The organism is Halomonas sp. LBP4 (assembly GCF_003202205.1).
GTDB lineage: Bacteria > Pseudomonadota > Gammaproteobacteria > Pseudomonadales > Halomonadaceae > Halomonas > Halomonas flagellata.
Map to the genome: position 1 here is coordinate 103,469 of NZ_PDOG01000001.1, position 20,491 is coordinate 123,959.

Annotated in this window: 22 protein-coding genes and 4 tRNA genes; 18 read left to right on the forward strand and 8 right to left on the reverse strand. The window is 68.4% G+C overall.

Annotated elements, in window-relative coordinates; all coding sequences use genetic code 11:
• Window positions 1-6 precede the first annotated feature (6 nt).
• Window positions 7-2,781, forward strand: a complete 2,775-nt coding sequence (locus CR157_RS00485; protein WP_110281601.1) for a sensor histidine kinase — start codon at window positions 7-9, stop codon at window positions 2,779-2,781.
• Here CR157_RS00485 and CR157_RS00490 read toward each other — a convergent pair.
• The 3 genes from CR157_RS00490 to CR157_RS00500 all read right to left on the reverse strand — a co-directional run bounded on the left by CR157_RS00490 (window position 2,750) and on the right by CR157_RS00500 (window position 5,503).
• Entirely contained in the window at window positions 2,750-3,886 is a 1,137-nt protein-coding gene (locus CR157_RS00490; RefSeq protein ID WP_110281602.1) for a DUF294 nucleotidyltransferase-like domain-containing protein, read from the reverse strand. The genes CR157_RS00485 and CR157_RS00490 overlap by 32 nt on opposite strands.
• 12 nt (window positions 3,887-3,898) lie before the next feature.
• A complete protein-coding gene (locus CR157_RS00495) occupies window positions 3,899-4,198 on the reverse strand; it encodes an HlyU family transcriptional regulator (protein WP_110281603.1) in 300 nt (99 codons plus the stop codon).
• A gap of 84 nt (window positions 4,199-4,282) precedes the next feature.
• The gene (locus CR157_RS00500) at window positions 4,283-5,503 is read right to left on the reverse strand and encodes an argininosuccinate synthase (protein WP_110281604.1); all 1,221 of its coding nucleotides are present in this window, start codon (window positions 5,501-5,503) and stop codon (window positions 4,283-4,285) included.
• Between the two features lie 209 nt (window positions 5,504-5,712).
• Here CR157_RS00500 and rnt point away from each other — a divergent pair, with 209 nt between their 5' ends.
• Entirely contained in the window at window positions 5,713-6,381 is a 669-nt protein-coding gene (gene rnt / locus CR157_RS00505) for a ribonuclease T (protein WP_110281605.1), read from the forward strand.
• A gap of 234 nt (window positions 6,382-6,615) precedes the next feature.
• On the opposite strand, the gene CR157_RS00510 is transcribed toward rnt, so the two are convergent.
• On the reverse strand, window positions 6,616-6,963 hold the full coding sequence (locus CR157_RS00510) for a Grx4 family monothiol glutaredoxin (protein WP_102627593.1): 348 nt from the start codon (window positions 6,961-6,963) through the stop codon (window positions 6,616-6,618).
• A gap of 174 nt (window positions 6,964-7,137) precedes the next feature.
• Here CR157_RS00510 and argF point away from each other — a divergent pair, with 174 nt between their 5' ends.
• Together argF and CR157_RS00520 are read left to right on the forward strand one after the other, a co-directional pair.
• A complete protein-coding gene (argF, locus tag CR157_RS00515; protein ID WP_110281606.1) occupies window positions 7,138-8,058 on the forward strand; it encodes an ornithine carbamoyltransferase in 921 nt (306 codons plus the stop codon).
• Window positions 8,059-8,150: 92 nt separating this feature from the next.
• Window positions 8,151-8,456, forward strand: coding sequence for a hypothetical protein (locus CR157_RS00520; RefSeq protein WP_110281607.1), 306 nt, complete (start codon window positions 8,151-8,153; stop codon window positions 8,454-8,456).
• Window positions 8,457-8,652: 196 nt separating this feature from the next.
• Here the strand turns inward: CR157_RS00520 and CR157_RS00525 are convergent.
• A tRNA-Ala gene (locus tag CR157_RS00525) sits at window positions 8,653-8,728 on the reverse strand.
• A gap of 207 nt (window positions 8,729-8,935) precedes the next feature.
• Here CR157_RS00525 and uvrY point away from each other — a divergent pair.
• From uvrY to nadB, 8 genes are all read left to right on the forward strand, one after another.
• Window positions 8,936-9,583, forward strand: coding sequence for a UvrY/SirA/GacA family response regulator transcription factor (uvrY, locus tag CR157_RS00530; protein ID WP_110281608.1), 648 nt, complete (start codon window positions 8,936-8,938; stop codon window positions 9,581-9,583).
• A 64-nt stretch (window positions 9,584-9,647) separates the two neighbouring features.
• The gene (uvrC, locus tag CR157_RS00535; protein WP_110281609.1) at window positions 9,648-11,468 is read left to right on the forward strand and encodes an excinuclease ABC subunit UvrC; all 1,821 of its coding nucleotides are present in this window, start codon (window positions 9,648-9,650) and stop codon (window positions 11,466-11,468) included.
• Between the two features lie 69 nt (window positions 11,469-11,537).
• On the forward strand, window positions 11,538-12,086 hold the full coding sequence (gene pgsA / locus CR157_RS00540) for a CDP-diacylglycerol--glycerol-3-phosphate 3-phosphatidyltransferase (RefSeq protein ID WP_110281610.1): 549 nt from the start codon (window positions 11,538-11,540) through the stop codon (window positions 12,084-12,086).
• Between the two features lie 63 nt (window positions 12,087-12,149).
• A tRNA-Gly gene (locus CR157_RS00545) sits at window positions 12,150-12,224 on the forward strand.
• 41 nt (window positions 12,225-12,265) lie between these two features.
• Window positions 12,266-12,339: transfer RNA gene (locus tag CR157_RS00550), tRNA-Cys, on the forward strand.
• A 32-nt stretch (window positions 12,340-12,371) separates the two neighbouring features.
• Window positions 12,372-12,458, forward strand: a tRNA-Leu gene (locus CR157_RS00555).
• Window positions 12,459-12,517: 59 nt separating this feature from the next.
• The gene (locus CR157_RS00560; protein WP_110281611.1) at window positions 12,518-13,651 is read left to right on the forward strand and encodes an FUSC family protein; all 1,134 of its coding nucleotides are present in this window, start codon (window positions 12,518-12,520) and stop codon (window positions 13,649-13,651) included.
• The gene (gene nadB, locus CR157_RS00565; RefSeq protein WP_110281612.1) at window positions 13,644-15,224 is read left to right on the forward strand and encodes an L-aspartate oxidase; all 1,581 of its coding nucleotides are present in this window, start codon (window positions 13,644-13,646) and stop codon (window positions 15,222-15,224) included. Before CR157_RS00560 ends, nadB begins: the two co-directional genes overlap by 8 nt.
• Window positions 15,225-15,281: 57 nt before the next feature.
• Here nadB and CR157_RS00570 read toward each other — a convergent pair whose 3' ends face one another.
• Together CR157_RS00570 and CR157_RS00575 are read right to left on the reverse strand one after the other, a co-directional pair.
• Window positions 15,282-15,680, reverse strand: a complete 399-nt coding sequence (locus CR157_RS00570) for a protein YgfX (protein WP_258364030.1) — start codon at window positions 15,678-15,680, stop codon at window positions 15,282-15,284.
• Window positions 15,640-15,933 (reverse strand): FAD assembly factor SdhE, encoded by a 294-nt coding sequence (locus CR157_RS00575; RefSeq protein ID WP_110281613.1) that lies wholly within the window; start codon window positions 15,931-15,933, stop codon window positions 15,640-15,642. The genes CR157_RS00570 and CR157_RS00575 overlap by 41 nt, the downstream gene beginning before the upstream one ends.
• 202 nt (window positions 15,934-16,135) lie before the next feature.
• Here CR157_RS00575 and CR157_RS00580 point away from each other — a divergent pair, with 202 nt between their 5' ends.
• From CR157_RS00580 to lapB, 3 genes are all read left to right on the forward strand, one after another.
• Window positions 16,136-16,432, forward strand: a complete 297-nt coding sequence (locus CR157_RS00580; protein ID WP_110281614.1) for an integration host factor subunit beta — start codon at window positions 16,136-16,138, stop codon at window positions 16,430-16,432.
• A 67-nt stretch (window positions 16,433-16,499) separates the two neighbouring features.
• On the forward strand, window positions 16,500-16,805 hold the full coding sequence (locus CR157_RS00585; protein WP_110281615.1) for a lipopolysaccharide assembly protein LapA domain-containing protein: 306 nt from the start codon (window positions 16,500-16,502) through the stop codon (window positions 16,803-16,805).
• Window positions 16,806-17,987 (forward strand): lipopolysaccharide assembly protein LapB, encoded by a 1,182-nt coding sequence (gene lapB / locus CR157_RS00590; RefSeq protein ID WP_110281616.1) that lies wholly within the window; start codon window positions 16,806-16,808, stop codon window positions 17,985-17,987. It begins immediately after the preceding gene.
• Window positions 17,988-17,990: 3 nt separating this feature from the next.
• Here lapB and pyrF read toward each other — a convergent pair whose 3' ends face one another.
• Complete coding sequence (gene pyrF, locus CR157_RS00595) at window positions 17,991-18,692, reverse strand: orotidine-5'-phosphate decarboxylase (RefSeq protein ID WP_110281617.1); 702 nt, start codon at window positions 18,690-18,692, stop codon at window positions 17,991-17,993.
• A gap of 222 nt (window positions 18,693-18,914) precedes the next feature.
• On the opposite strand from pyrF, the gene CR157_RS00600 reads away from it, so the two are divergent.
• From CR157_RS00600 to CR157_RS00610, 3 genes are all read left to right on the forward strand, one after another.
• On the forward strand, window positions 18,915-19,196 hold the full coding sequence (locus CR157_RS00600; RefSeq protein ID WP_110281618.1) for a ComEA family DNA-binding protein: 282 nt from the start codon (window positions 18,915-18,917) through the stop codon (window positions 19,194-19,196).
• 183 nt (window positions 19,197-19,379) lie between these two features.
• Window positions 19,380-19,907: an FxsA family protein gene (locus CR157_RS00605; protein WP_110281619.1), complete on the forward strand. Its 528-nt coding sequence runs from the start codon at window positions 19,380-19,382 to the stop codon at window positions 19,905-19,907.
• Between the two features lie 219 nt (window positions 19,908-20,126).
• Window positions 20,127-20,420: a co-chaperone GroES gene (locus CR157_RS00610; RefSeq protein WP_110281620.1), complete on the forward strand. Its 294-nt coding sequence runs from the start codon at window positions 20,127-20,129 to the stop codon at window positions 20,418-20,420.
• Window positions 20,421-20,491: the final 71 nt, after the last annotated feature.

Below are 20,491 nucleotides of genomic sequence, written 5' to 3' on the forward strand. Positions count from 1 at the left end.
CGAGCCATGAGGGGCGATATGGTCGTGCTCGGGGTCGCCTTCGGCTACCTGGCGCTGCTGTTCGTGATCGCCGCCTGGGGCGACCGCCGCGCCGAGCAGGGTCGCTCGGTGATCGGCTCGCCCACCGTCTACGCCCTGTCGATCGCCGTCTACTGCACCGCCTGGACCTTCTACGGCAGCGTCGGCCGGGCCGCCGAGCATGGCCCCAGCTTCCTGCTGATCTACCTGGGGCCGACCCTGGCCATGCTCATGGCACCCTTCGTGATCCGCAAGATGGTGCGCATCGCCAGCGCCCAGCGCCTCACTTCCATCGCCGACTTCATCAGCGCCCGCTACGGCAAGAGCTCGAGCCTGGGCGCCCTGGTGGCGCTGATCGCCCTGATCGGCATCACCCCCTACATCGCGCTGCAGCTCAAGGCGATCACCCTGAGCCACGCGGTGCTGGTCAACTACCCCGAGGCCGCCGCGCTGAGCCTGGCCGAGGAGAGCTTCTGGCACGACAGGTCGTTCTGGGTGGCCCTGGTGCTGGCGGTGTTCATCATCCTCTTCGGCACCCGCCACCTGGACGCCAGCGAGCGCCACGAGGGCATGGTCGCGGCCATCGCCTTCGAGTCGCTGGTCAAGCTGGTGGCCTTCCTGTCGGTGGGGGTGTTCACCGTCTTCGTGCTGTTCAACGGCCCCGGCGACCTCTTCGCCCGGGTCGCCGCGGCGCCGGCACTGACCGACGCCCTGAGCCTCGAGGCGGTGCCCGGCGGCGCGGCGGGCTGGGTCGGCACCCTGCTGCTGGCCTTCCTCGCCTTCCTCACCCTGCCCCGCCAGTTCCAGGTGCTGGTGGTCGAGAACGTCGACGAGCGGCACCTCAAGCGCGCCAGCTGGCTCTTCCCGCTCTACCTGCTGGGGATCAACCTGTTCGTGATCCCCATCGCCATGGCCGGGCTGCTGCTCGGCGGGACGGGCAGCGACCCGGACAGCTTCGTGCTCACCCTGCCGCTCTCCGCCGGGCTGGAGGGGCTGCCGCTGCTGGTCTTCATCGGCGGGCTCTCGGCGGCCACCAGCATGGTGATCGTCGAGACCATCGCGCTCTCGACCATGGTCAGCAACCAGCTGGTGATGCCGCTGATGCTGCGCTCGCGGCGGCTCCACCTGGGCTCCCGCGGCGAGCTCGCCGGCTGGCTGCTGGGGATCCGGCGCGTGGCCATCGTGCTGATCCTGCTGCTGGGCTATCTCTACCACGCCCTGATCGGCGACTCCTACAGCCTGGTGACTATCGGCCTGGTCTCCTTCGCCGCCGCCGCCCAGTTCGCCCCGGCCATGCTGATCGGCATGTACTGGCGCGGCGCCACCCGCAACGGCGCGGGCCTGGGCCTGATCGCCGGCTTCCTGATCTGGGCCTGGACCCTGCTGCTGCCCGGCTTCGCGCTGTCGGGATGGCTCGATGCCGGCTTCGTCGAGGAGGGCCCCTGGGGGCAGTCCTGGCTGCGGCCCTATGCGCTGTTCGGTCTCGAGGGCTGGGACATCTATACCCACTCGCTGCTGTGGAGCCTGCTCGCCAACGTCGGCCTGCTGGTCGGGGTGTCGCTCTTCACCCGCCAGGGGCCGCTGGAGCAGACCCAGGCGGCGCTGTTCGCCGAGGCGATGCACCCGGGGCTGATGGAGACCTCGCTGTGGCGGGGCCAGACCACCCGCGGCGAGCTGCGCACCCTGCTCGACCGCTACCTGGGCATCAACGCCACGGCGCGGGTCTTCGCCCGGCAGGGCGAGCACGAGGGCGACGACCAGCCCGCCCCGCCGGAACTGATCGCCCGGGCCGAGCAGGCCCTGGCCGGTGCGCTGGGCAGCGCCTCGGCCCGGGTGCTGATCAACTCGGTGGTGCGCGGCGAGGCCCTCGACCTGGAGTCGATCCTCAGCATCCTCGACACCACCTCCCAGACCCTGGAGTACAACCGCCGCCTGGAGCAGAAGTCGCGGGAGCTGGCGCGCATCGGCGAGGAGCTGCGCGCCGCCAACGAGCGGCTGCGCGAGCTCGACCGGCTCAAGGACGAGTTCGTGGCCATGGTCAGCCACGAGCTGCGCACCCCGCTCACCTCGATCCGCGCCTTCGCTGAGATCCTGCGCGATGGCCAGGACCTGCCCGACGAGAAGCGCGAACACTTCCTCGACGTGGTGGTGCTGGAGAGCCAGCGCCTGTCGCGGCTGATCGAGGAGATCCTCGACCTGGCGCGGCTGGAGAGCGGCCGCCTGACCCTCAACCCGCAGCCGCTGGACCTGGTCGCCCTGGCCCGGCACAGCGTGGACGCCGTGCACCGCCTGCAGGAGAACCGTGGGGTGGCCCTCGAGGTCGAGATGGCGCTGGAGACGGCGCCGGTGATCGGTGACCCGGACCGGCTCGAGCAGGTGATCATCAACCTGCTCGACAACGCCGGCAAGTTCGCCGCCGACGAGGACCCGCGGGTGCGGCTGCGCCTCGAGCGCCACAAGGGCCACTTCCGCCTGGCGGTGGAGGACAACGGCCCCGGCATCGTCGCGGAGGAGCGCGAGCGGGTGTTCGAGAAGTTCCACCAGATCGAGCGCAGCGGCGGCCAGGCCCGTGGCCGCCCCCGGGGCAGCGGCCTGGGTCTGCCGATCAGCCGCGGCATCGTCGCCCACCTCGGCGGCCGGCTGTGGGTGGAGGAGGCGCCGCACCTGGGCGGCGCCTGCCTGGTGATGGAGCTGCCGGCCGCCCCGCCCGACGAGCAGGCGGTCGACAGCCCTACCCCGACGACCGTCCCCGGGCCAGCCTGACCAGCGAACGGATCTGCTGGAGGTCGTGGCGCAGCAGCAGGCGCTGGTCCTCGCCGAGGCGGGCGACATCCACCCAGCCATCCACCGGCCGCCCCTCCTGGAGGTTGGTGCGCTGCTCGTCGAGCAGCAGCCCCTGCAGCCGCTCCAGCGCCGAGGTCAGGGCCTGCGCCCGTGCGGCGCTCAGCACCTCCTTCATCACCAGCGCGGTGAGCCGGGCGCGGGTGTCCGGAGGCCGCACGCCGTGGCGCAGCGCCAGCAGGCGCACGGCATTGACCAGCGGCAGCACGCCCTGGTGCTTGAGGTTGACGGCGCGCTCGTGGGGCGCCCCCTCGCGGCTGCCGGCGAGCCGTCCGAAGCGATCCAGCGCCACCGGCAGCTCGTCGAGCAGCGCGGTCATCTCGTCGAGGAACAGCGGCGCCCGGGGCATCAGCCCGGCGATGCGGTCGGCCAGCGCCTCGGCCAGGGCCGCCTCGCCATGCACCGGGAAGAAGTCGAGCAGGATATTGGCCTGCTGCACCCGCTTGACCCGGCGCTCGGCGGTCCAGATCGTCAGCTGCTCGGTCCACTCGGACAGCCGCTTGCGCCACATGGGCCAGCGCGCCATGACGTGGCCGCTGCACAGCGGGATGCCCGCCTCGTCGAGGCGCGCGGTGAAGCGCTCGCCGAGTGCCTGGAAGTAGCCATCGATCTCGGTGTGCCGGTTGTCGGGGTAGTCGGCGATGATCATGGCGTTGTCCTGGTCCGTCCCCAGCAGGCTCTCGTGGCGGGCGGCCGAGCCCAGGGTCAGCACGCACCAGGCGGCAGGGGGCGCGCCCCAGCCCTGCCCCTGCATCTCGTTGAGCGAGAGGTCGATGGCGCGGCGATAGAGCCAGTCGTTGTGGTCGCTGATCAACTGGCCGATCCGCCAGGCCGGCAGGTCGAGGCGATCCAGTGCCTCGACCAGCTCGGCCTGCCAGCGGTGGGCGGCGGCGAGACTCGGGTGCGGCCCCAGCGACTTGAGGGCATCGCGCAGCGGCGCGACCAGCGATGGCAGCCGGGCGGGATCGGGCAGGGCGTCAGCGGCGAAGAGGTCCCGCCAGGGCGAGGCGCGATGCAGCAGGCGCATGGAGGCTCCGGATCAGCGTGACGTGAACATCTCGTCGCCCACGTCGTCGATGAAGCGCTGCGCCTTGCTGACCATCAGCTGGTCGCAGGCCTCGCGGCCGGACACCATGTCGGAGCGTTCGAAGCGGTGCTCGAGGGGCTCCCCGCCCTCGACGGGCTTGCGGATCCAGCCGCTGACGCGATACTGCCCCCCCTGGTTGGCGGGTTCGGAGACGATCTGGTAGCCCTTGTACTCCACCGGCTCGGCGGCGGCCGCCCCCTTCGGCTTCTCGTCGCCACCGCCGAACAGCCCGGAAAACAGTTTCTTGAGCATGATCCATTCCTCACTGATGATAAGCCTCGAAACAACGACGCCGGCATCGGGCCGGCGTCACAGGAACGATCCTCGCGGGCCCGCTCAGTCCTGCTTGCGCCCCTTGCCGGCGGCGATGCGCAGGCGCAGGGCGTTGAGCTTGATGAAGCCCTCGGCGTCCTTCTGGTCGTAGGCGCCGGCATCGTCCTCGAAGGTGGCGATCGACTCGTCGAACAGCGACTGGTCGGACTTGCGGCCGACCACGGTGGCGCTGCCCTTGTAGAGCTTCATGCGCACCACACCGGAGACGTTCTTCTGGGTCTCGTCGATGGCGGCCTGCAGCATGCGGCGCTCCGGGCTCCACCAGTAGCCGTTGTAGATCACCTTGGCGTACTTCGGCATCAGCTCGTCCTTGAGGTGGGCCTCCTCGCGGTCGAGGGTGATCGATTCGATGGCACGGTGGGCGCGCAGCATGATGCTGCCCCCGGGGGTCTCGTAGCAGCCGCGGGACTTCATGCCCACGTAGCGGTTCTCGACGATGTCGAGACGGCCGATGCCGTTGTCGCCGCCCAGCTTGTTGAGCGTCTCCAGCACCTCGTGGGGGCGCATCGGCGTGCCGTCGATGGCGACGATGTCGCCCTTCTCATAGGTCAGCTCCACGTAGGTGGGCTGGTCCGGGGCGGTCTCCGGCGAGACGCTCCAGCGCCACATGTCCTCCTCGGCCTCGGCCCAGGGGTCCTCGAGGATGCCGCCCTCGTAGGAGATGTGCAGCAGGTTGGCGTCCATGGAGTACGGCGACTTCTTCTTGCTCGAGGAGAAGTCCACCGGGATCTCGTGCTGCTGGCAGTAGGCCATCAGCTTCTCGCGGGAGGTCAGGTCCCACTCGCGCCAGGGGGCGATCACCTTGACGCCGGGCTTCAGCGCATAGGCGCCCATCTCGAAGCGCACCTGGTCGTTGCCCTTGCCGGTGGCACCGTGGGAGATGGCGTCGGCGCCGGTCTGGTTGGCGATCTCGATCAGGCGCCTGGCGATCAGCGGGCGGGCGATGGAGGTGCCCAGCAGGTACTCGCCCTCGTAGATGGTGTTGGCGCGGAACATCGGGTAGACGTAGTCGCGCACGAACTCCTCGCGCAGGTCCTCGATGTAGATCTCCTTGACGCCCAGCGCCTGTGCCTTGGCGCGTGCCGGCTCGACTTCCTCGCCCTGGCCGATGTCGGCGGTGAAGGTCACGACCTCACAGTCATAGGTCTCCTGCAACCACTTGACGATGACGGATGTGTCCAGGCCGCCGGAATAGGCGAGAACGACCTTCTTGACATCGGACATTTAGGGGCTCCTGAAATTGAAATGAATGACAGCGATAAACGTCATGAATCAATGATTATAGCGCGGCAACCCGCCAGCGAATACCGGCCGCGGGACGCAGCCAGGCCAAACTGCTAGACTTTCGCGATTCGATGCCGGCCGGGACGCGACGGTGTTCCCGGGGGCGATGCAGTGGTCGTGACGAGTCGGAAAGACGCAAGGAGAGGTGAATGAGCGAGGCGATCGCCCGCGAACTGATGGCGCAGCGATTCCGCAGCTTCCTGCCGGTGGTAATGGACCTGGAAACCGGCGGATTCAATGCCGAACGCGACGCGATTCTGGAGATCGCCGCCGTGACCCTGACCATGGACCCGGAGGGCAGCCTGGTCCCCGACGCCACCTATGCCTTCCACGTCAAGCCCTTCACCGGGGCCAACGTGGAGCAGTCGGCGCTGGATTTCACCGGCATCCGGCTCGACGACCCGCTGCGCCAGCAGGTGGCGCTCACCGAGGCCGAGGCGCTGGGGGAGATCTTTCGCCCGGTGCGCAAGGCGATCAAGGCCCACGGTTGCACCCGGGCGGTGCTGGTGGGGCACAACGCCGCCTTCGACCACGGCTTCCTCAACGCCGCCGTGGCCCGCTGCGGCATCAAGCGCAACCCCTTCCACCCCTTCTCGAGCTTCGATACCGCCTCGCTGGCCGGCCTGATCTACGGCCAGACGGTGCTGGCCCGCTCCTGCCGGGCGGCCGGCATCGAGTTCGACAACAGCGCGGCCCACTCGGCCCGCTACGATACCGAGCGCACCGCCGAGCTGTTCTGCGCCATGGTCAACCGCTACAAGGACCTGGGCGGCTGGGCGCTGGCCCAGCGCGAGCAGGGCATCGAGGAGCAGCCGTAAGCGGCAAGAGCCTATCGCTCTCAGGCCCTTCGAGAACGCAAGCGGGCCCGCCGGATCACGGCGGGCCCGCTGCCATGGCCAGCTACCCTCCTGTAGGAGCGCAGATTTTCTGCGCGATTGGCGCCGGCAGGCGCCCGAGTGCCCATCGCCAACGGCTCGACTCACCGCCGGCGCCGCTTCGCGACGCATCGCCCGGCGGAGCCGAGCTCCTACAGTGGGGGCGTGCAGCCCAGTTCAGGCTTCCGGCTTGTCGCTGGCCTCGGCGCGCGCGGCGGCCTCCTTGACCAGCTTCTCGAGCTCGCCGTTCTGGTACATCTCGACCACGATGTCGCAGCCGCCGACCAGCTCGCCCTCGACCCACAGCTGCGGGAAGGTCGGCCAGTTGGCCACCTTGGGCAGCTCGGCGCGGATGTCCGGGTTGTCCAGCACGTTGACGAAGGCGAAGCGCTCGCCGCAGGCCATCAGGGCCTGGACGGTCTGGGCGGAGAAACCGCACTGGGGCAGCTGGGGCGTGCCCTTCATGTAGATCAGGATGGGGTTCTCGCTGATCTGGCGCTGGATGTTCTCGACGGTAGTGCTCATGGGCCTGTCCTTTCTGAACCTGGGTGTCTGAAAATGTGAGGGATGGACCGTCGCACCGGAATACCCGAGTGCGGTTGTCGGCATTGAGTGTGGATCCATTCTACTGATGCAAGGCGCATTGCGCATCCCCCTGCCGCTGGCTAGGATGGTCGTTTTTTCCCGTGGAGCGACCCCATGGCCACCCGCCACTTCCTGACCCTGCTGGACCTCAGCCCGGAAGAGCTGCGCTACCTGATCCAACGCGCCATCTCGATCAAGAACGGCCTGAAGACCCACGGCCCGACCTACACCCCCTTCGCCAACCGCACCCTGGCGATGATCTTCGAGAAGTCGTCGACGCGCACTCGGGTCTCCTTCGAGACCGCCATGGCGCAGTTCGGCGGCCATGCGCTGTTCCTGTCGCCCCGCGATACCCAGCTCGGCCGCGGCGAGCCCATCGCGGACACCGCCCGGGTGCTCGCGGAGATGGTCGACGCGGTGATGATCCGCACCTTCTCCCACCAGGGGCTCGAGACCTACGCCGCCGCCAGCACGGTGCCGGTGATCAACGCCCTGACCGACGACTACCACCCCTGCCAGCTGCTCGCCGACATCATGACCTGGACCGAGCTGCGGGGGGGCGTGAAGGGACGCACCGCGGTCTGGATCGGCGACGGCAACAACATGTGCCACTCCTGGATCAACGCCGCCCGCCAGTTCGACTTCCAGCTGCGCATCTGCTGCCCGGAGGGCTACGAGCCGCGCCAGGACATCCTCGACGCCGCCGGGGAGCGCGTCACCCTCTACCGCGACCCGCAGCAGGCGGTGGCCGACGCCGACCTGGTCACCACCGATGTCTGGGCCTCCATGGGCCAGGAAGAGGAGCAGGCCAGGCGCCAGGCCGACTTCGCCGACCTCCAGGTCACCGAGGCGCTGCTCGACCGCGCCAGGGAGGATGTGCTCTTCCTGCACTGCCTGCCCGCCCACCGGGGCGAGGAGATCAGCGAGACCCTGCTCGACGACCCCCGCGCCGTGGTCTGGCAGGAGGCCGGCAACCGCCTGCATGCCCAGAAGGCGCTGCTGGAGTTCCTGCTGCTCGGCCGCGTCGAGGGCTAGCAGCCGGCCGGGCGACGTGCGACTTTGGTCGCATATCGACTTTCGTGGTATAGTGCGCTGCAGCACACTCGAGTCATAGGGAGATGCAGCGCATGACACTCGACACTTCCGCCACGGCCGGCATGCAGCGCAGCCTGCGCCAGTGCCTGTCGAACATGGCCGCCCTGCTCTATCACCATGGCCACGTCCTGGAGTCGGTGACGGTTCCCCACCGCGGCCTCGACCGCCAGGCGATTCGCGACCTGACCGCCGCTTCGGGCGACTGGTCCACCTGCCAGAGCGTCCTCGAGCGCAGCGAGGCCGCCGCCTACAACGAGCATGACCGCTTCGTGCTCACCGCCCTGGGCCGCGAGCTGCTGTTCGACATGTTCGACCAAGGCGCCGCCGACTGCGCCTGACCCCCTTCAGCCGCCGCCACCCGTACCGGCCAGACGACGGCGCCACTCCCCAGCATGGGCGATGCCGTCTCTGTCGCCGCCCACCCTCACCCACGGTCCGCCCCGCAGGCTTGCGGGACACTTCGGCAGCGTTTTACGAGCACACGAAAAAGCCGCCTGGAGCACTGCTCCAGGCGGCTGATTCTTCTAAACTCGTTGGTGGAGCCTAGCGGGATCGAACCGCTGACCTCAACACTGCCAGTGTTGCGCTCTCCCAGCTGAGCTAAGGCCCCACGCTGTCTCGCCGTGCGAGAACGAGGCACATCCTACGCAGGGTCGCCAGTCGGGTCAAGCCCCGAGCGAAGAATAAGGGTGGGCGAGAATATTCCCCACCAAAAGCCAATTCCTCTTAGGATGAAGTTGTGTCACCCTTAGGTTACCGGAGACGCCACCCCGACGTCTTAGCCGGTGATCCGTCACTATGCTCAGGAGGCGCTGCCTTGATCCGGGTTCTTGTTGCCGATGATCACCACCTGGTAAGGACCAGCATCGCCCACCTGCTGAATGCTGAGGAGGACATCAGCGTGGTCGGCGAGGCCGCCGACGGGGAAGACGCCATCTCCCAGGCACGCAGCCTGCGCCCGGATATCGTACTGATGGACATCCGCATGCCCGGCATCGGGGGACTCGAGGCGACCCGCAAGATCACCCGCGGCATGGACGATACCCGCGTGCTGGTGCTCACCGCCTTTCTCGAGGAGACCTTCGCCCAGCGCCTGCTCGACGCCGGGGCCCATGGCTTCATCAGCAAGGGCTCGCAGCATGACGAGATGGTCGGTGCCATCCGCAGCGTCTTTGCCGGCCAGCGCTACGTCAGCCCCGAGATCGCCCAGCGCCTGGTGCTGTCACGCATCGACTCCCAGGAGAATCCCTTCGACCAGCTCTCGCAGCGCGAGTTGCAGGTGGCGATGATGATCGTCAACTGCCAGAAGGTCGCCGATATCTCCGACCGGCTCTTCCTCAGCCCCAAGACGGTCAACACCTATCGTTACCGGATCTTCGAGAAGCTCGGCGTGCACTCCGACGTGGAGCTGACGCACCTGGGGCTGCGCCACGGCCTGGTGGATGGCTACGCCAGCGTGGAGTGAGTCCCCCCCTGTTCGCACGATCTGCTAGGATGGCACTCTCGACGTCCCGGCCTCGTTTCCCTGCATGAGCTTCGATCACCGCCACTTCCTCGACACCGTCAGCGAGTCCCCCGGCGTCTACCGCATGCTCGACGACCAGGGCGAGACCCTCTACGTGGGCAAGGCTCGCCGGCTCAAGGCGAGACTGGCGAGCTACTTCCGCGGCGCGCTGAACGCCAAGACCCAGGCGCTGGTCGCCCGCATCGGCGATATCCAGGTCACGGTGACCAACAGCGAGACCGAGGCACTGCTGCTGGAGCAGACGCTGATCAAGGAGCTGCGTCCGCCCTACAACATCCTGTTGCGCGACGACAAGTCCTACCCCTTCGTCTTCGTCACCGATCGCCACCCCTTTCCGGCGCTGGAGTACAAGCGCGCCCGCGCCCGGCGCGACGATGGCCGCTACCTGGGGCCCTACCCCAGCAGTGGCGCCGTGCGCGAGAGCCTGTCGCTGATGCAGAAGATCTTCCGCATCCGCAACTGCGAGGACAGCGTCTTCGCCCACCGCACCCGTCCCTGCCTGCAGTACCAGATCCAGCGCTGCAGCGCGCCCTGCGTCGGCTACATCAGCGAGGCCGATTACCGGCGCGATCTCGAGCACGCGGTGCAGTGCCTGGAGGGCAAGAGCGAGCAGGTCACCCGGGAGCTGACCCGCGACATGGAGGCCGCCAGCCGCGAGCTGAACTTCGAGGAGGCCGCCCGGCTGCGCGACCAGATCCAGCACCTGCGCCAGCTCCAGCAGCGCCAGTTCGTCGATACCGCCGGCGGCGACGCCGATGTCTTCGCCCTGGCCAGTCGCCCGGGGGCGCTATGCATCTCGGTGCTGACGGTACGCCAGGGCCGGCTGCTGGGCGCCCGCCATCACGCCCCGACCAACGGCCTGGACCTGGGTCCCGAGGCCCTGCTCGGCGATTTCGTCAGCCAGTTCTATCTGGGCCAGGCCCGGGAGATCCCCCAGGAGGTGATCACCAGCCACCGGGTGCCGGATGCCGAGCTGATCGCCCGGGCGCTGGGCGAGCGCGCCGGTCGGCGCGTGCGACTGACCGACCAGGTACGCGGTCACCGCGCCCAGTGGCGGGAGCTGGCCCGCACCAATGCCGAGCAGCAGCTCGCCAGCCAGCTCGCCGGCCAGGCCCAGCTATCACATCGCTTCGAGGCACTCCGCGAGGCACTGAACCTCGAGGCGGTGCCACGGCGCCTGGAGTGCTACGACATCAGCCACAGCCAGGGCGAGGCCACGGTGGCCTCCTGTGTGGTGTTCGACCAGGGCGGGCCGCGCAAGTCCGACTACCGCCGCTTCAACATCGAGGGGGTGGCCGCCGGCGACGACTACGCCGCCATGCGCCAGGCACTGACCCGCCGCTTCAAGCGCCTCACCGAGGGCGAGGGCGAGGGCGAGCGGCCCGACATCCTGATCGTCGACGGCGGCAAGGGGCAGCTCAACATGGCGCGCGAGGTGTTCGCCGAACTCGGCGTCGCCGGCGTGATGCTGCTCGGCGTGGCCAAGGGCACCACCCGCAAGGCAGGGCTCGAGAGGCTGTTCGTCGAGACCGTCGACCGCAGCCTCGACCTCGATGGCGCCTCCCCCGCCCTGCATCTGATCCAGCACATCCGCGATGAATCGCACCGCTTCGCCATCGCCGGGCACCGGGCACGGCGCGACAAGACCCGGCGCACCTCGACCCTGCAGGAGATCCCCGGGGTCGGCCCGCGCCGCCGACGCGAGCTGCTGCGCTTCTTCGGCGGCCTGCAGGGCGTGAAGCAGGCCAGCCGCGAGGAGCTGGCCCGGGTCCCGGGGATCAGCGCCACCCTCGCCGAGGCGATTCATCGCGCCCTGCATGGATGACGACGCCCAAGCTGGATAGAATGAGTGACCTCTTGGCCCCACCCTCTCCGGCAAGGACTGCATCACGCGATGAACATACCCAACCTCCTCACCCTGGCTCGTATCATCTTCATTCCGTTGCTGGTGGTGTTGTTCTATCTGCCCTTCGCCTGGAGCATGCCGGTGGCCGCCGCCCTCTTCGGCCTGGCCTCGGTCACCGACTGGCTCGACGGCTACCTGGCACGCCGGTGGGACCAGTCGACCCCCTTCGGCGCCTTTCTCGATCCGGTGGCCGACAAGCTGATGGTGGTGGTGGCCCTGGCCCTGCTGATCGAACGCTACGAGGCCATCTGGCTGACGCTGCCGGCGCTGGTGATCATCGGTCGGGAGATCGTCATCTCTGCACTGCGCGAATGGATGGCCGAGATGGGCAAGCGCGGCCAGGTGGCGGTGTCCTGGATCGGCAAGGTCAAGACCAGCCTGCAGATGATCGCCCTGCTGGTGCTGCTGGCCTTCCCCCCCACCACGCCGCTGGCCGCTCTCGGCGTCGCCACCCTCTATGTGGCCGCCGTGCTGACCCTGTGGTCGATGATCCTCTACCTGCGCGCCGCCTGGCCCCACCTGAGTCGTTCGATGTGATGGCAGGCAGTGAAAAGCGTTTGACAGTCACCGACTTATCCGTATAATTCGCTCTCGAGTCGAGCGGGAATAGCTCAGTGGTAGAGCATCGCCTTGCCAAGGCGAGGGTCGCGAGTTCGAATCTCGTTTCCCGCTCCATTCTCTCCGTCGAAGCTTCTCGACGGGGAACGGCTCGATGAGGCTGGATGGCAGAGTGGTTATGCAGCGGACTGCAACTCCGTGTACGCCGGTTCGATTCCGACTCCAGCCTCCACTTTCCCCCGTGTTTTCGCTCGAACCCGTGCCGCCCGGATGGCGAAATTGGTAGACGCAAGGGACTTAAAATCCCTCGGTGGCAACACCGTGTCGGTTCGAGTCCGACTCCGGGCACCAGCCTACCGGCCTCGCTTCTGGACCCTTCCGCTTCCAGCCTACGGACGGGGCATCGCTTCATGAACCTGCCGCGTTTGCGCGACCCCCATGTCAACTATCGGCACCGGCGAAAGCTGCACGTGCTGCGTGTCCTGCTGGCTCTGGTGATCACCTTCGCCGTCATCACGGTCTTCCCCATTCCCCACTCGAGCTGGGCGCTGGTCAGCACCATCATGGTGATGGGCAACCTGCCGCACATCGGCGGCGTGCTCGACAAGGGGCGACAGCGCCTGCTGGGGACGGTACTCGGCGCGGGCTGGGGGCTGGCGCTGATCCTGCTGCCGCTGCCCGTGCCTCAGCTGGTGCCGGCCGGCGCCCTGGCCGGTATCGGCGTGGCCACCTGGATCACCTTCGGCAAACGTCACGGCTACAGCGGCCTGATGTTCGCCATCAGCCTGCTGCTGGTGATCGGCGACGGCAGCCATGACCTCGGCATCGGCCTGTGGCGAGCCTTCGACGTGCTGCTCGGCACCCTGGTGGGCATCGCCGTCACGGTGCTGGTGCTGCCCCAGAAGGCCACCGACATGATGCGCTTCATGCTCGCCGAGAACCTGGATCGCATGGCGCGGCTCTATCACGCCCACACCTCGGCCTCCTCGTCGGTGGATGTCGACACCCGGGCGCTGCTCAAGGCCACCAGCTCGTCGCTGGTCAAGCAGCGCGGCCTGGTGGACGCCATCCACCGGGAGCGTCGACTGCGCCGCAACGAGCTCGACGACATCATCTCCCTGCAGCGTCGCATGCTCTCGACCATCGAGCTGCTGCTCGAGACGCACTGGACGACGCGCGCCGGACATGATCGTATCGATGCCATGACCGGGCTGCGCGACGAGCAGCACGGCCTGGCCCGGGTGCTCGGCAGCCTGGCCTTCCAGGTACGCACCGGCCACCCCATCGATGTCCGGGTCGGCCAGTTCGACCTGCAGCGCCATGCCGACCTGGCCTGCAATGCCCGCACCGACGACGGCCGCGCCCTCTTCAGTCCCAGCGGCTACCTGTGGCTCAACCGGGAGCTGGCGCGCCTGACCGACGCCCTGGTGGAACGCCTGGGCAGCCTGGTCCGGCTGCCCAGCAAGCGCCTGCGCAGTGCCTCGCACCGGGCCGGCGCCAGCGAGGGACCTGTCCCGCTCGAAAAAGGAAAGCGAGATGACTGACGGCAAGCATGACGTACTGATCATCGGCGGCGGCGTCGCCGGCCTGGTACTGGCCCTGGAGATCGCCGACCGGCGCCGGGTCACCCTGCTGCGTCCGGCCAGCGACGACCAGGGCGCCAGTCGCTGGGCCCAGGGGGGCATCGCCGCCGTGCTTTCGCCGCTGGACGATTTCGACGCCCATGTCGCCGACACCCTGGTGGCCGGCGACGGCCTGTGCGACGAGCGCGCCGTGCGCTTCACCGTGGAAGAGGGCCCGGCCGCCATCGAGTGGCTGCTGTCGCTGGGCGTGCCCTTCACCCTGGATACCAGCCCCGAGGCCGCCTACCCCTACCACCTGACCCGCGAAGGCGGTCACGGCGCGCGACGCATCATCCACGCCGACGACGCCACCGGCCGTGCCGTGGTCGACACCCTGATGGCCCATGCCGTGGCGCACCCGGCCATCACGTTGCGCTCCGACCTCACCGCCATCGACCTGATCGGCGACGCCGCCGGCCACTGCCGGGGGGTCCGCTGCCTCGACGCCGGGGGGGAGCGACACGACCTGCTGGCCGAGGACACCGTGCTCGCCACCGGCGGCGCCAGCGGGCTCTACCGCCACACCACCAGCCCGCGCCCGGCCAGCGGCGAGGGCATGATGATGGCCGCCGAACTCGGTGCCGAGCTGATGAACCTGGAGTTCCAGCAGTTCCACCCCACCTGCCTCTACGACCCGGATGGCCCGCCCTTCCTGATCAGCGAGGCGGTGCGCGGCGAGGGAGGGCTGCTGCTCAACGCCGCGGGCGAGCGCTTCATGCCGGCGCTGGACCCGCGGGCCGAGCTGGCACCGCGCGACATCGTCGCCCGGGCCATCGATGCCGAGATGCAGCGCACCGACAGCGACCACGTCTTCCTCGACGTCCGCCACCTGGGCGAGGCAACGATCCGCCACCACTTCCCCACCATCCATGCCCATTGCGCGAGCCGTGGCCTCGATATCGCCCGCTCGCCGATCCCCGTGGTACCGGCGGCCCACTACAGCTGTGGCGGCGTCGCCACCGACCTGGACGGCGCCACGACGGTGCCGCGGCTGTATGCCATCGGCGAGGTCGCCTGCACCGGCCTGCACGGCGCCAACCGCATGGCCAGCAATTCGTTGCTGGAGTGCCTGGTGTTTGCCCGCAGCTGCGCCCGGTGCCTGAGCCGGAGCGAACCCGCCTCTACCGCCCCTCTGCTGCCAGGACACGACGGCGACGAGCGGCTGCCCGCGGCAACGATCGCCGAGGCGTTCGAGGCGATGCGCAGCCTGATGAGCGCCCGGGTCGCCATCATGCGCCGCGATGCCGGCCTCGCCGAGGCCGCCGACGGCCTGGCTCGCCTCCAGGCCGAGTTGGCCCCTCGGCTGCGACGGGCGGCGGCCGATGCCGGGCTGACGAGCCTCCGGCACGCCCTGCGCCTGGCGCGGCTCACCGTGGCCAGCGCCAGGGCGCGCCGCGAATCCCGCGGCCTGCACTACAACCCCGACTGTCCGGTCCATGGTGATCCGGCGCCGCGGCCCTCGAGAACCCGGCTGAGCGATCTGGACGAGGCGTGACGGTCCGGCGTGGCGGCGATGCGCCGAGCCACGCCATCCGATGCACCCGACGGCGTGTCAGGGCAAGGCGACCAGTGCGCGCCTGAGCGCGCGCAGCGAGGCAGTGTCGCTGCTGTCGGGCCAGAGCCAGAGCCGACGCCCGTCGAGGCGCAGGCCAATCAGCCAGGGGCCCAGATAGTCGCACCGCAGGGCCACCGGCTGCCAGGGCGCCCCGGCACGCTCGCGCCACCACCAGCTCGTGCCCCCGGAGACCCGCGGCGACCCGCGAAGCTCTCCCCGGGCCCGGCGGTGCGCCACCCACACCAGCACGCCGGCTAGGCTCACGATGGCGAGCAGGGCGACACCGGGCGGCGAGACCCACAGCGCCAGGCCGATCACCGCCAGGGCCAGCAGCAGATGGACGAGCAGCAACAGCCTAGACGGGACGATGCGCAGCGCTATCGGGGTGTTCGGCATGCTCGACGATCATCTGCACGATGCGCCGGCGCACCGGCTCCTCCGGCCACTCGCGGCGCATCAGCCAGGCGAAGAGGTCCTGGTCCTCCTCGTCGACCAGCGACCGGTAGGCGGCCTGGTCCGCCTCGCTCAGGGCGTCATAGCACTGCTCGAGGAAGGGAATCAGCAGCAGGTCCAGCTCCCACATGCCACGGCGGGAGTGCCAGTAGAGTCGCTTGCGCAGGGCAGCGTCCATGGACGATTGTTCGCTCAACGTCGACCTCGACAGTCCGGGTGAATGTGGCGCCAGTATACCCGAGCCCCCTCCCGGCAACAGCCTGCGCCGGCCCGCGCGGGGGCATTCCGGCCTCTATAGTCGTAGTTCGTTGTTTTATCACGATTTGCACAGTATGCTTTGACGAAACAACAACGCCGGGAAACAGACAGGCCCAGGCACGAATGCATGGAGAGAGCCGATGACCAAGTCAGAGTTGATCGAGCAGATTGCGATGCGACAGCCCGAGCTGTCGATCAAGGAAGTCGAAGCGGCGGTGCGACTGATCCTCGACGATATCACCGACACCCTCGCCGAGGGGGGGCGCGTGGAGATCCGCGGCTTCGGCAGCTTCTCGCTGCACTATCGCGAGCCGCGGGTCGGCCGCAACCCCAAGACCGGCGAACCGGTCGCGCTGAGCGGCAAGTTCGTGCCACACTTCAAGCCCGGCAAGGAGCTGCGCGAGCAGGTAGACGCCAGTCGTGCCCTCGGCTACTGAGTGCTTCTCCTCCCACCGGGCTCCCATTTCCATTGCCATACCGACTGACATCACAGGGGACAAGTTCATGCGTTGGCTCAAAGGCCTGATCCTGGCCATCATCCTGCTGGCGGTTCTGCTCATCGGCATCCTCTTCGCCGTCAACAATCAGCAGGCGCTGCCCCTCAACCTGATCTGGATCGAGCTTCCCGCTGCCTCGCTGTCGGTATGGCTGCTGGCCGCCCTGGCCTGCGGTGTGCTGCTGGGGATGCTGGCCATGACTGGCGTCTACCTCCGCCTGCGCACCCTGCTGACACGCGCCCAGCGTCACAACCAGCAGCAGCGCAAGGAGCTCGACCGCCTGCGCATCCAGGAGATGAAGGAACTCCCCTAAATGCCCGATGTTCTGCTGCTGGCCCTGTTGTTGGCAGCGGTGGCCATCGGCTGGTGGCTCGGCCGCCGCGACCGCAGTCGCTACCACGATCCCGCGCCCTCGACACCCCTCGCGCGGGATTATTTCGTGGGCCTCAACTACCTGCTCAATGATCAGCAGGACCGAGCCATCGAGACCTTCGTGGCCGCCCTGGAGGTCAACAGCGAAACCATCGAGACCCACATCACCCTGGGCAACCTCTTCCGCACCCGTGGCGAGGCCGACCGTGCGGTGAAGATCCACCAGAACCTGCTCGCCCGCCCGACCCTCACCGCCATTCAGAGCGAACGGGTCCAGCTCGAGCTGTCACGCGACTTCCTCAAGCTGGGGCTGCTCGACCGCGCCGAACGCCTGCTGCACGGCCTGGTGCGAGACACCCCGGACGAGGAGATCCGCCAGTCGGCCAAGCGACTGCTGGTCGACCTGCTGGAGCGTGAAGGGGAATGGAAGGCGGCGCTGGACGTGGCCCTGCCCCAGCTGGTGCGCCAGCACGACGACATCCGCCGTGCCGCCGCCCACTGGCTCTGCGAACTGGCCGAGCAGGAACGCCACACCTCCAGCCCGGCGCTGGCCCGGCGCCACCTGCGCCAGGCGCTGGCCACCGACGGGCGCTGCGTGCGCGCCAACCTGCTGCTGGCCGGGATGGAGCACGATACCGGTCACTACAAGCAGGAGATCCGCCTCCTCAAGCGCATCCCCGATCAGGATCCGGCCTTCGCCCCCACCATCCTCGAGCCGCTGGCCAGGGCCTATCGGCTGCTGGACGACGAGGAGGGCCTGATCCAGTGCCTGCGGGAGCTGCTCGAGCGCGCGCCCTCCACCAGCGTGATCATCCTGCTCGCCGAGACCCTGCGCCAGCGCGAGGGCCTGCAGGCCGCCATCGACCTGGTCAGCGAACAGCTCAACCGGAAACCGAGCCTGGGGGCGGTGGACTACCTGATGGACCTCTACCGACACGACGGCCGGGGCGAGCCCGCCGAGCGCATCCTGCTGCTCAAGCGCCACACCGATACCCTGCTCAAGGCCCTTCCCCGGCAGCGTTGCCGACGCTGCGGCTTCGCCGGCGAACAGCTGCATTGGCAGTGCCCCAGCTGTCGCAGCTGGGGCACCACCAAGCCGATCACCGGCATCGAGGGCGAGTAGCGCTCACTCCCCGGCCAGTTCCGCCTCGATGGCGGCGAGCGCCGCCATGGGATCTTCCGCCTGGGTCACCGGCCGCCCCACCACCAGATGGGTGCTGCCGGCCGCCATGGCGTCGCGCGGGGCCATGATGCGCCGCTGATCGCCGGCAGCGGCGAAGCTCGGACGGATGCCCGGGGTCACCTTGAGGAAGTCGTCGCCGCACAGCGTACGCAGCCGCGTCGATTCCCGGGCCGAGCAGACCACGCCGGCCATGCCGCTGTCGCGCGCCAGCAGCGCCAGGCGCTCGACCTGCTCGGCGGGGCTCGCGGTGACCCCCACCTCGGCGAGGTCCCCCGCCGCCATGCTGGTCAGCACCGTCACCGCGATCAGGTGGGTCGCCAGGCCATGCCGGTCGAGCCGCTCGCGGGCGGCCTCCATCATGCGCCGCCCGCCGCCGGCATGGACATTGACCATCCACGCGCCCTGCTCGGCGGCGGCCTGCACGGCCCCGGCCACGGTATTGGGGATGTCGTGGAACTTGAGATCCAGGAACACTTCGTAACCACGCCCGTGCAAGGCTTCCAGCACGTCGGGCCCGCTGCGGGTGAACAGCTCCTTGCCCACCTTGACCCGGCAACGCGCGGGGTCCAGCTGGTCGGCCATGCACAGGGCGGCATCCAGGGAGGGATAATCGAGGGCGATGATCAGCGGCGAATCGGTGGACACGGACCGGTCTCCAGTCAGGGGGAAGTGGGAGGGCGGAATGCTGTCGGCAGTATATCAGCCCTGGCGGACAGCAGATGTCGGAGAAAACCCGCAACGATCATGGCAACCGGCCGACAGTCACTGACGGCAATGGCCGACCTTGCAGCCGGCAGGCCCACGCTAGCTTGAAGGGGGCACCCGCGGGGTGCCTGAGCACAACGGAAAACCGAAGGGAGAGTCATCATGAAGCAATGGAAGAAAGGTCCCGTCGTCGCCATGATCCTCGGGCTGCTGCTGGGGCTGCCGCCACTGGCGGCGCTGGCCCAGGAAGTCGCGCCGATCAACGTCAACAGCGCCGACGCCGAACTGCTCGCGGAGCTGCCCGGCATCGGCCCCAGCCGTGCCGAGGCCATCATCGAAGAGCGCGAAGCGAACGGCGCCTTCGAGAGCCTCGACGACCTCACCCGGGTCGGCGGCATCGGCGCTAGCACCGTCGATGGATTGCAGGATCAGGTGGAGTTCTAGCGGGGGACTCCGGGCGGGTCGGCGCTGGCCCGCCCCATCCTTTATGATGCACTGCATCATTGTCATATCGAGATATGGAAGATTATTCCACCTTTGGCAGGTAAAGGCGCCTCACTACCACTGCCGCTTGATTTTTCCCCCACTGCCCCCATCCTCTGCGAAACTGCCACCCGCGGAGTCGTCATGCCCTTTCTGCTCGCCTTCACCCTCTTCGCCCTGCTCGATTTCGTCATCCTGTTTTCCGTCGGCAGCCAGATCGGCCTGCTGACCACGCTGCTTCTGGTACTGGCCACCGGCTTCATCGGCCTGCACCTGATACGCCGCGAGGGGGTCGCGACCTTCGCCCGCGCCCAGGAACGCATGGCCCGGGGCGAGGTGCCCTCCGGCGAGTTGCTGACCGGGGCGGCACTGATCTTCGGCGGCGCCCTGCTGATGGCGCCGGGCTTCCTCTCCGACGCCCTGGGCTTCATCTGCCTGGTTCCCGATGCCCGGCGCCTGCTCGGTCGCCTGCTGGGGTGGCTCGGCATCCGCCTGCAGCACCGCACGGTGCACCGCTGTGGCTCCCGCTCCGACCAGGGACCCGCGGCCGACTGGCAACAGGCCGGCCGCGGGGACGACGCCCCACGGCAGGAGCAGGAAGCTTCCGGCAGCGACTCCCGGGAGGCCCCCCTGGAAGGCGATTTCATCGGCCGCGACGAGCGGCGCCGTTGAGCGAGGGCGGGCATGAATTTTTTTTCTTCGGCGCCCTTGAAAGCCCCTGCCCAGCCCCCACTTCTCGCTCAGCAACAGGCTTCGGCACGGGGTCAGCCCCGGGCCATCGACAAGGAAGGCGATTCGTCGCCTCCACCTCGCGGCCCGACTGCGAGGGTGATGATGAACCGCCATGGCAGTGACGTCATGGCACAGCAAACCATCAGGAGAACGTGAGCAATGAACATCCGTCCCTTGCACGATCGCGTCGTCATCCGTCGCGTGGAAGAAGAACAGAAAACCGCTGGCGGCATCGTGCTCCCGGGTAACGCCCAGGAAAAGCCGACTCGAGGCGAGGTACTCGCCGTCGGTAATGGCCGGATTCTCGACAACGGCGATGTCCGCTCGCTGGATGTGCAGGTCGGCGATACCGTGATCTTCAAGGAGGGCTTCGGCGTCGAGAAGCAGAAGATCGACGGCGAAGAAGTCCTGATCATGAGTGAGTCCGACATCCTGGCCGTGGTCGAAGGCTGAACAGCCCGAAGCAACGCCGAGACTCGCACGAATACCGCTCAAATCTGACGTTCACGAACTCATAGGAAGAC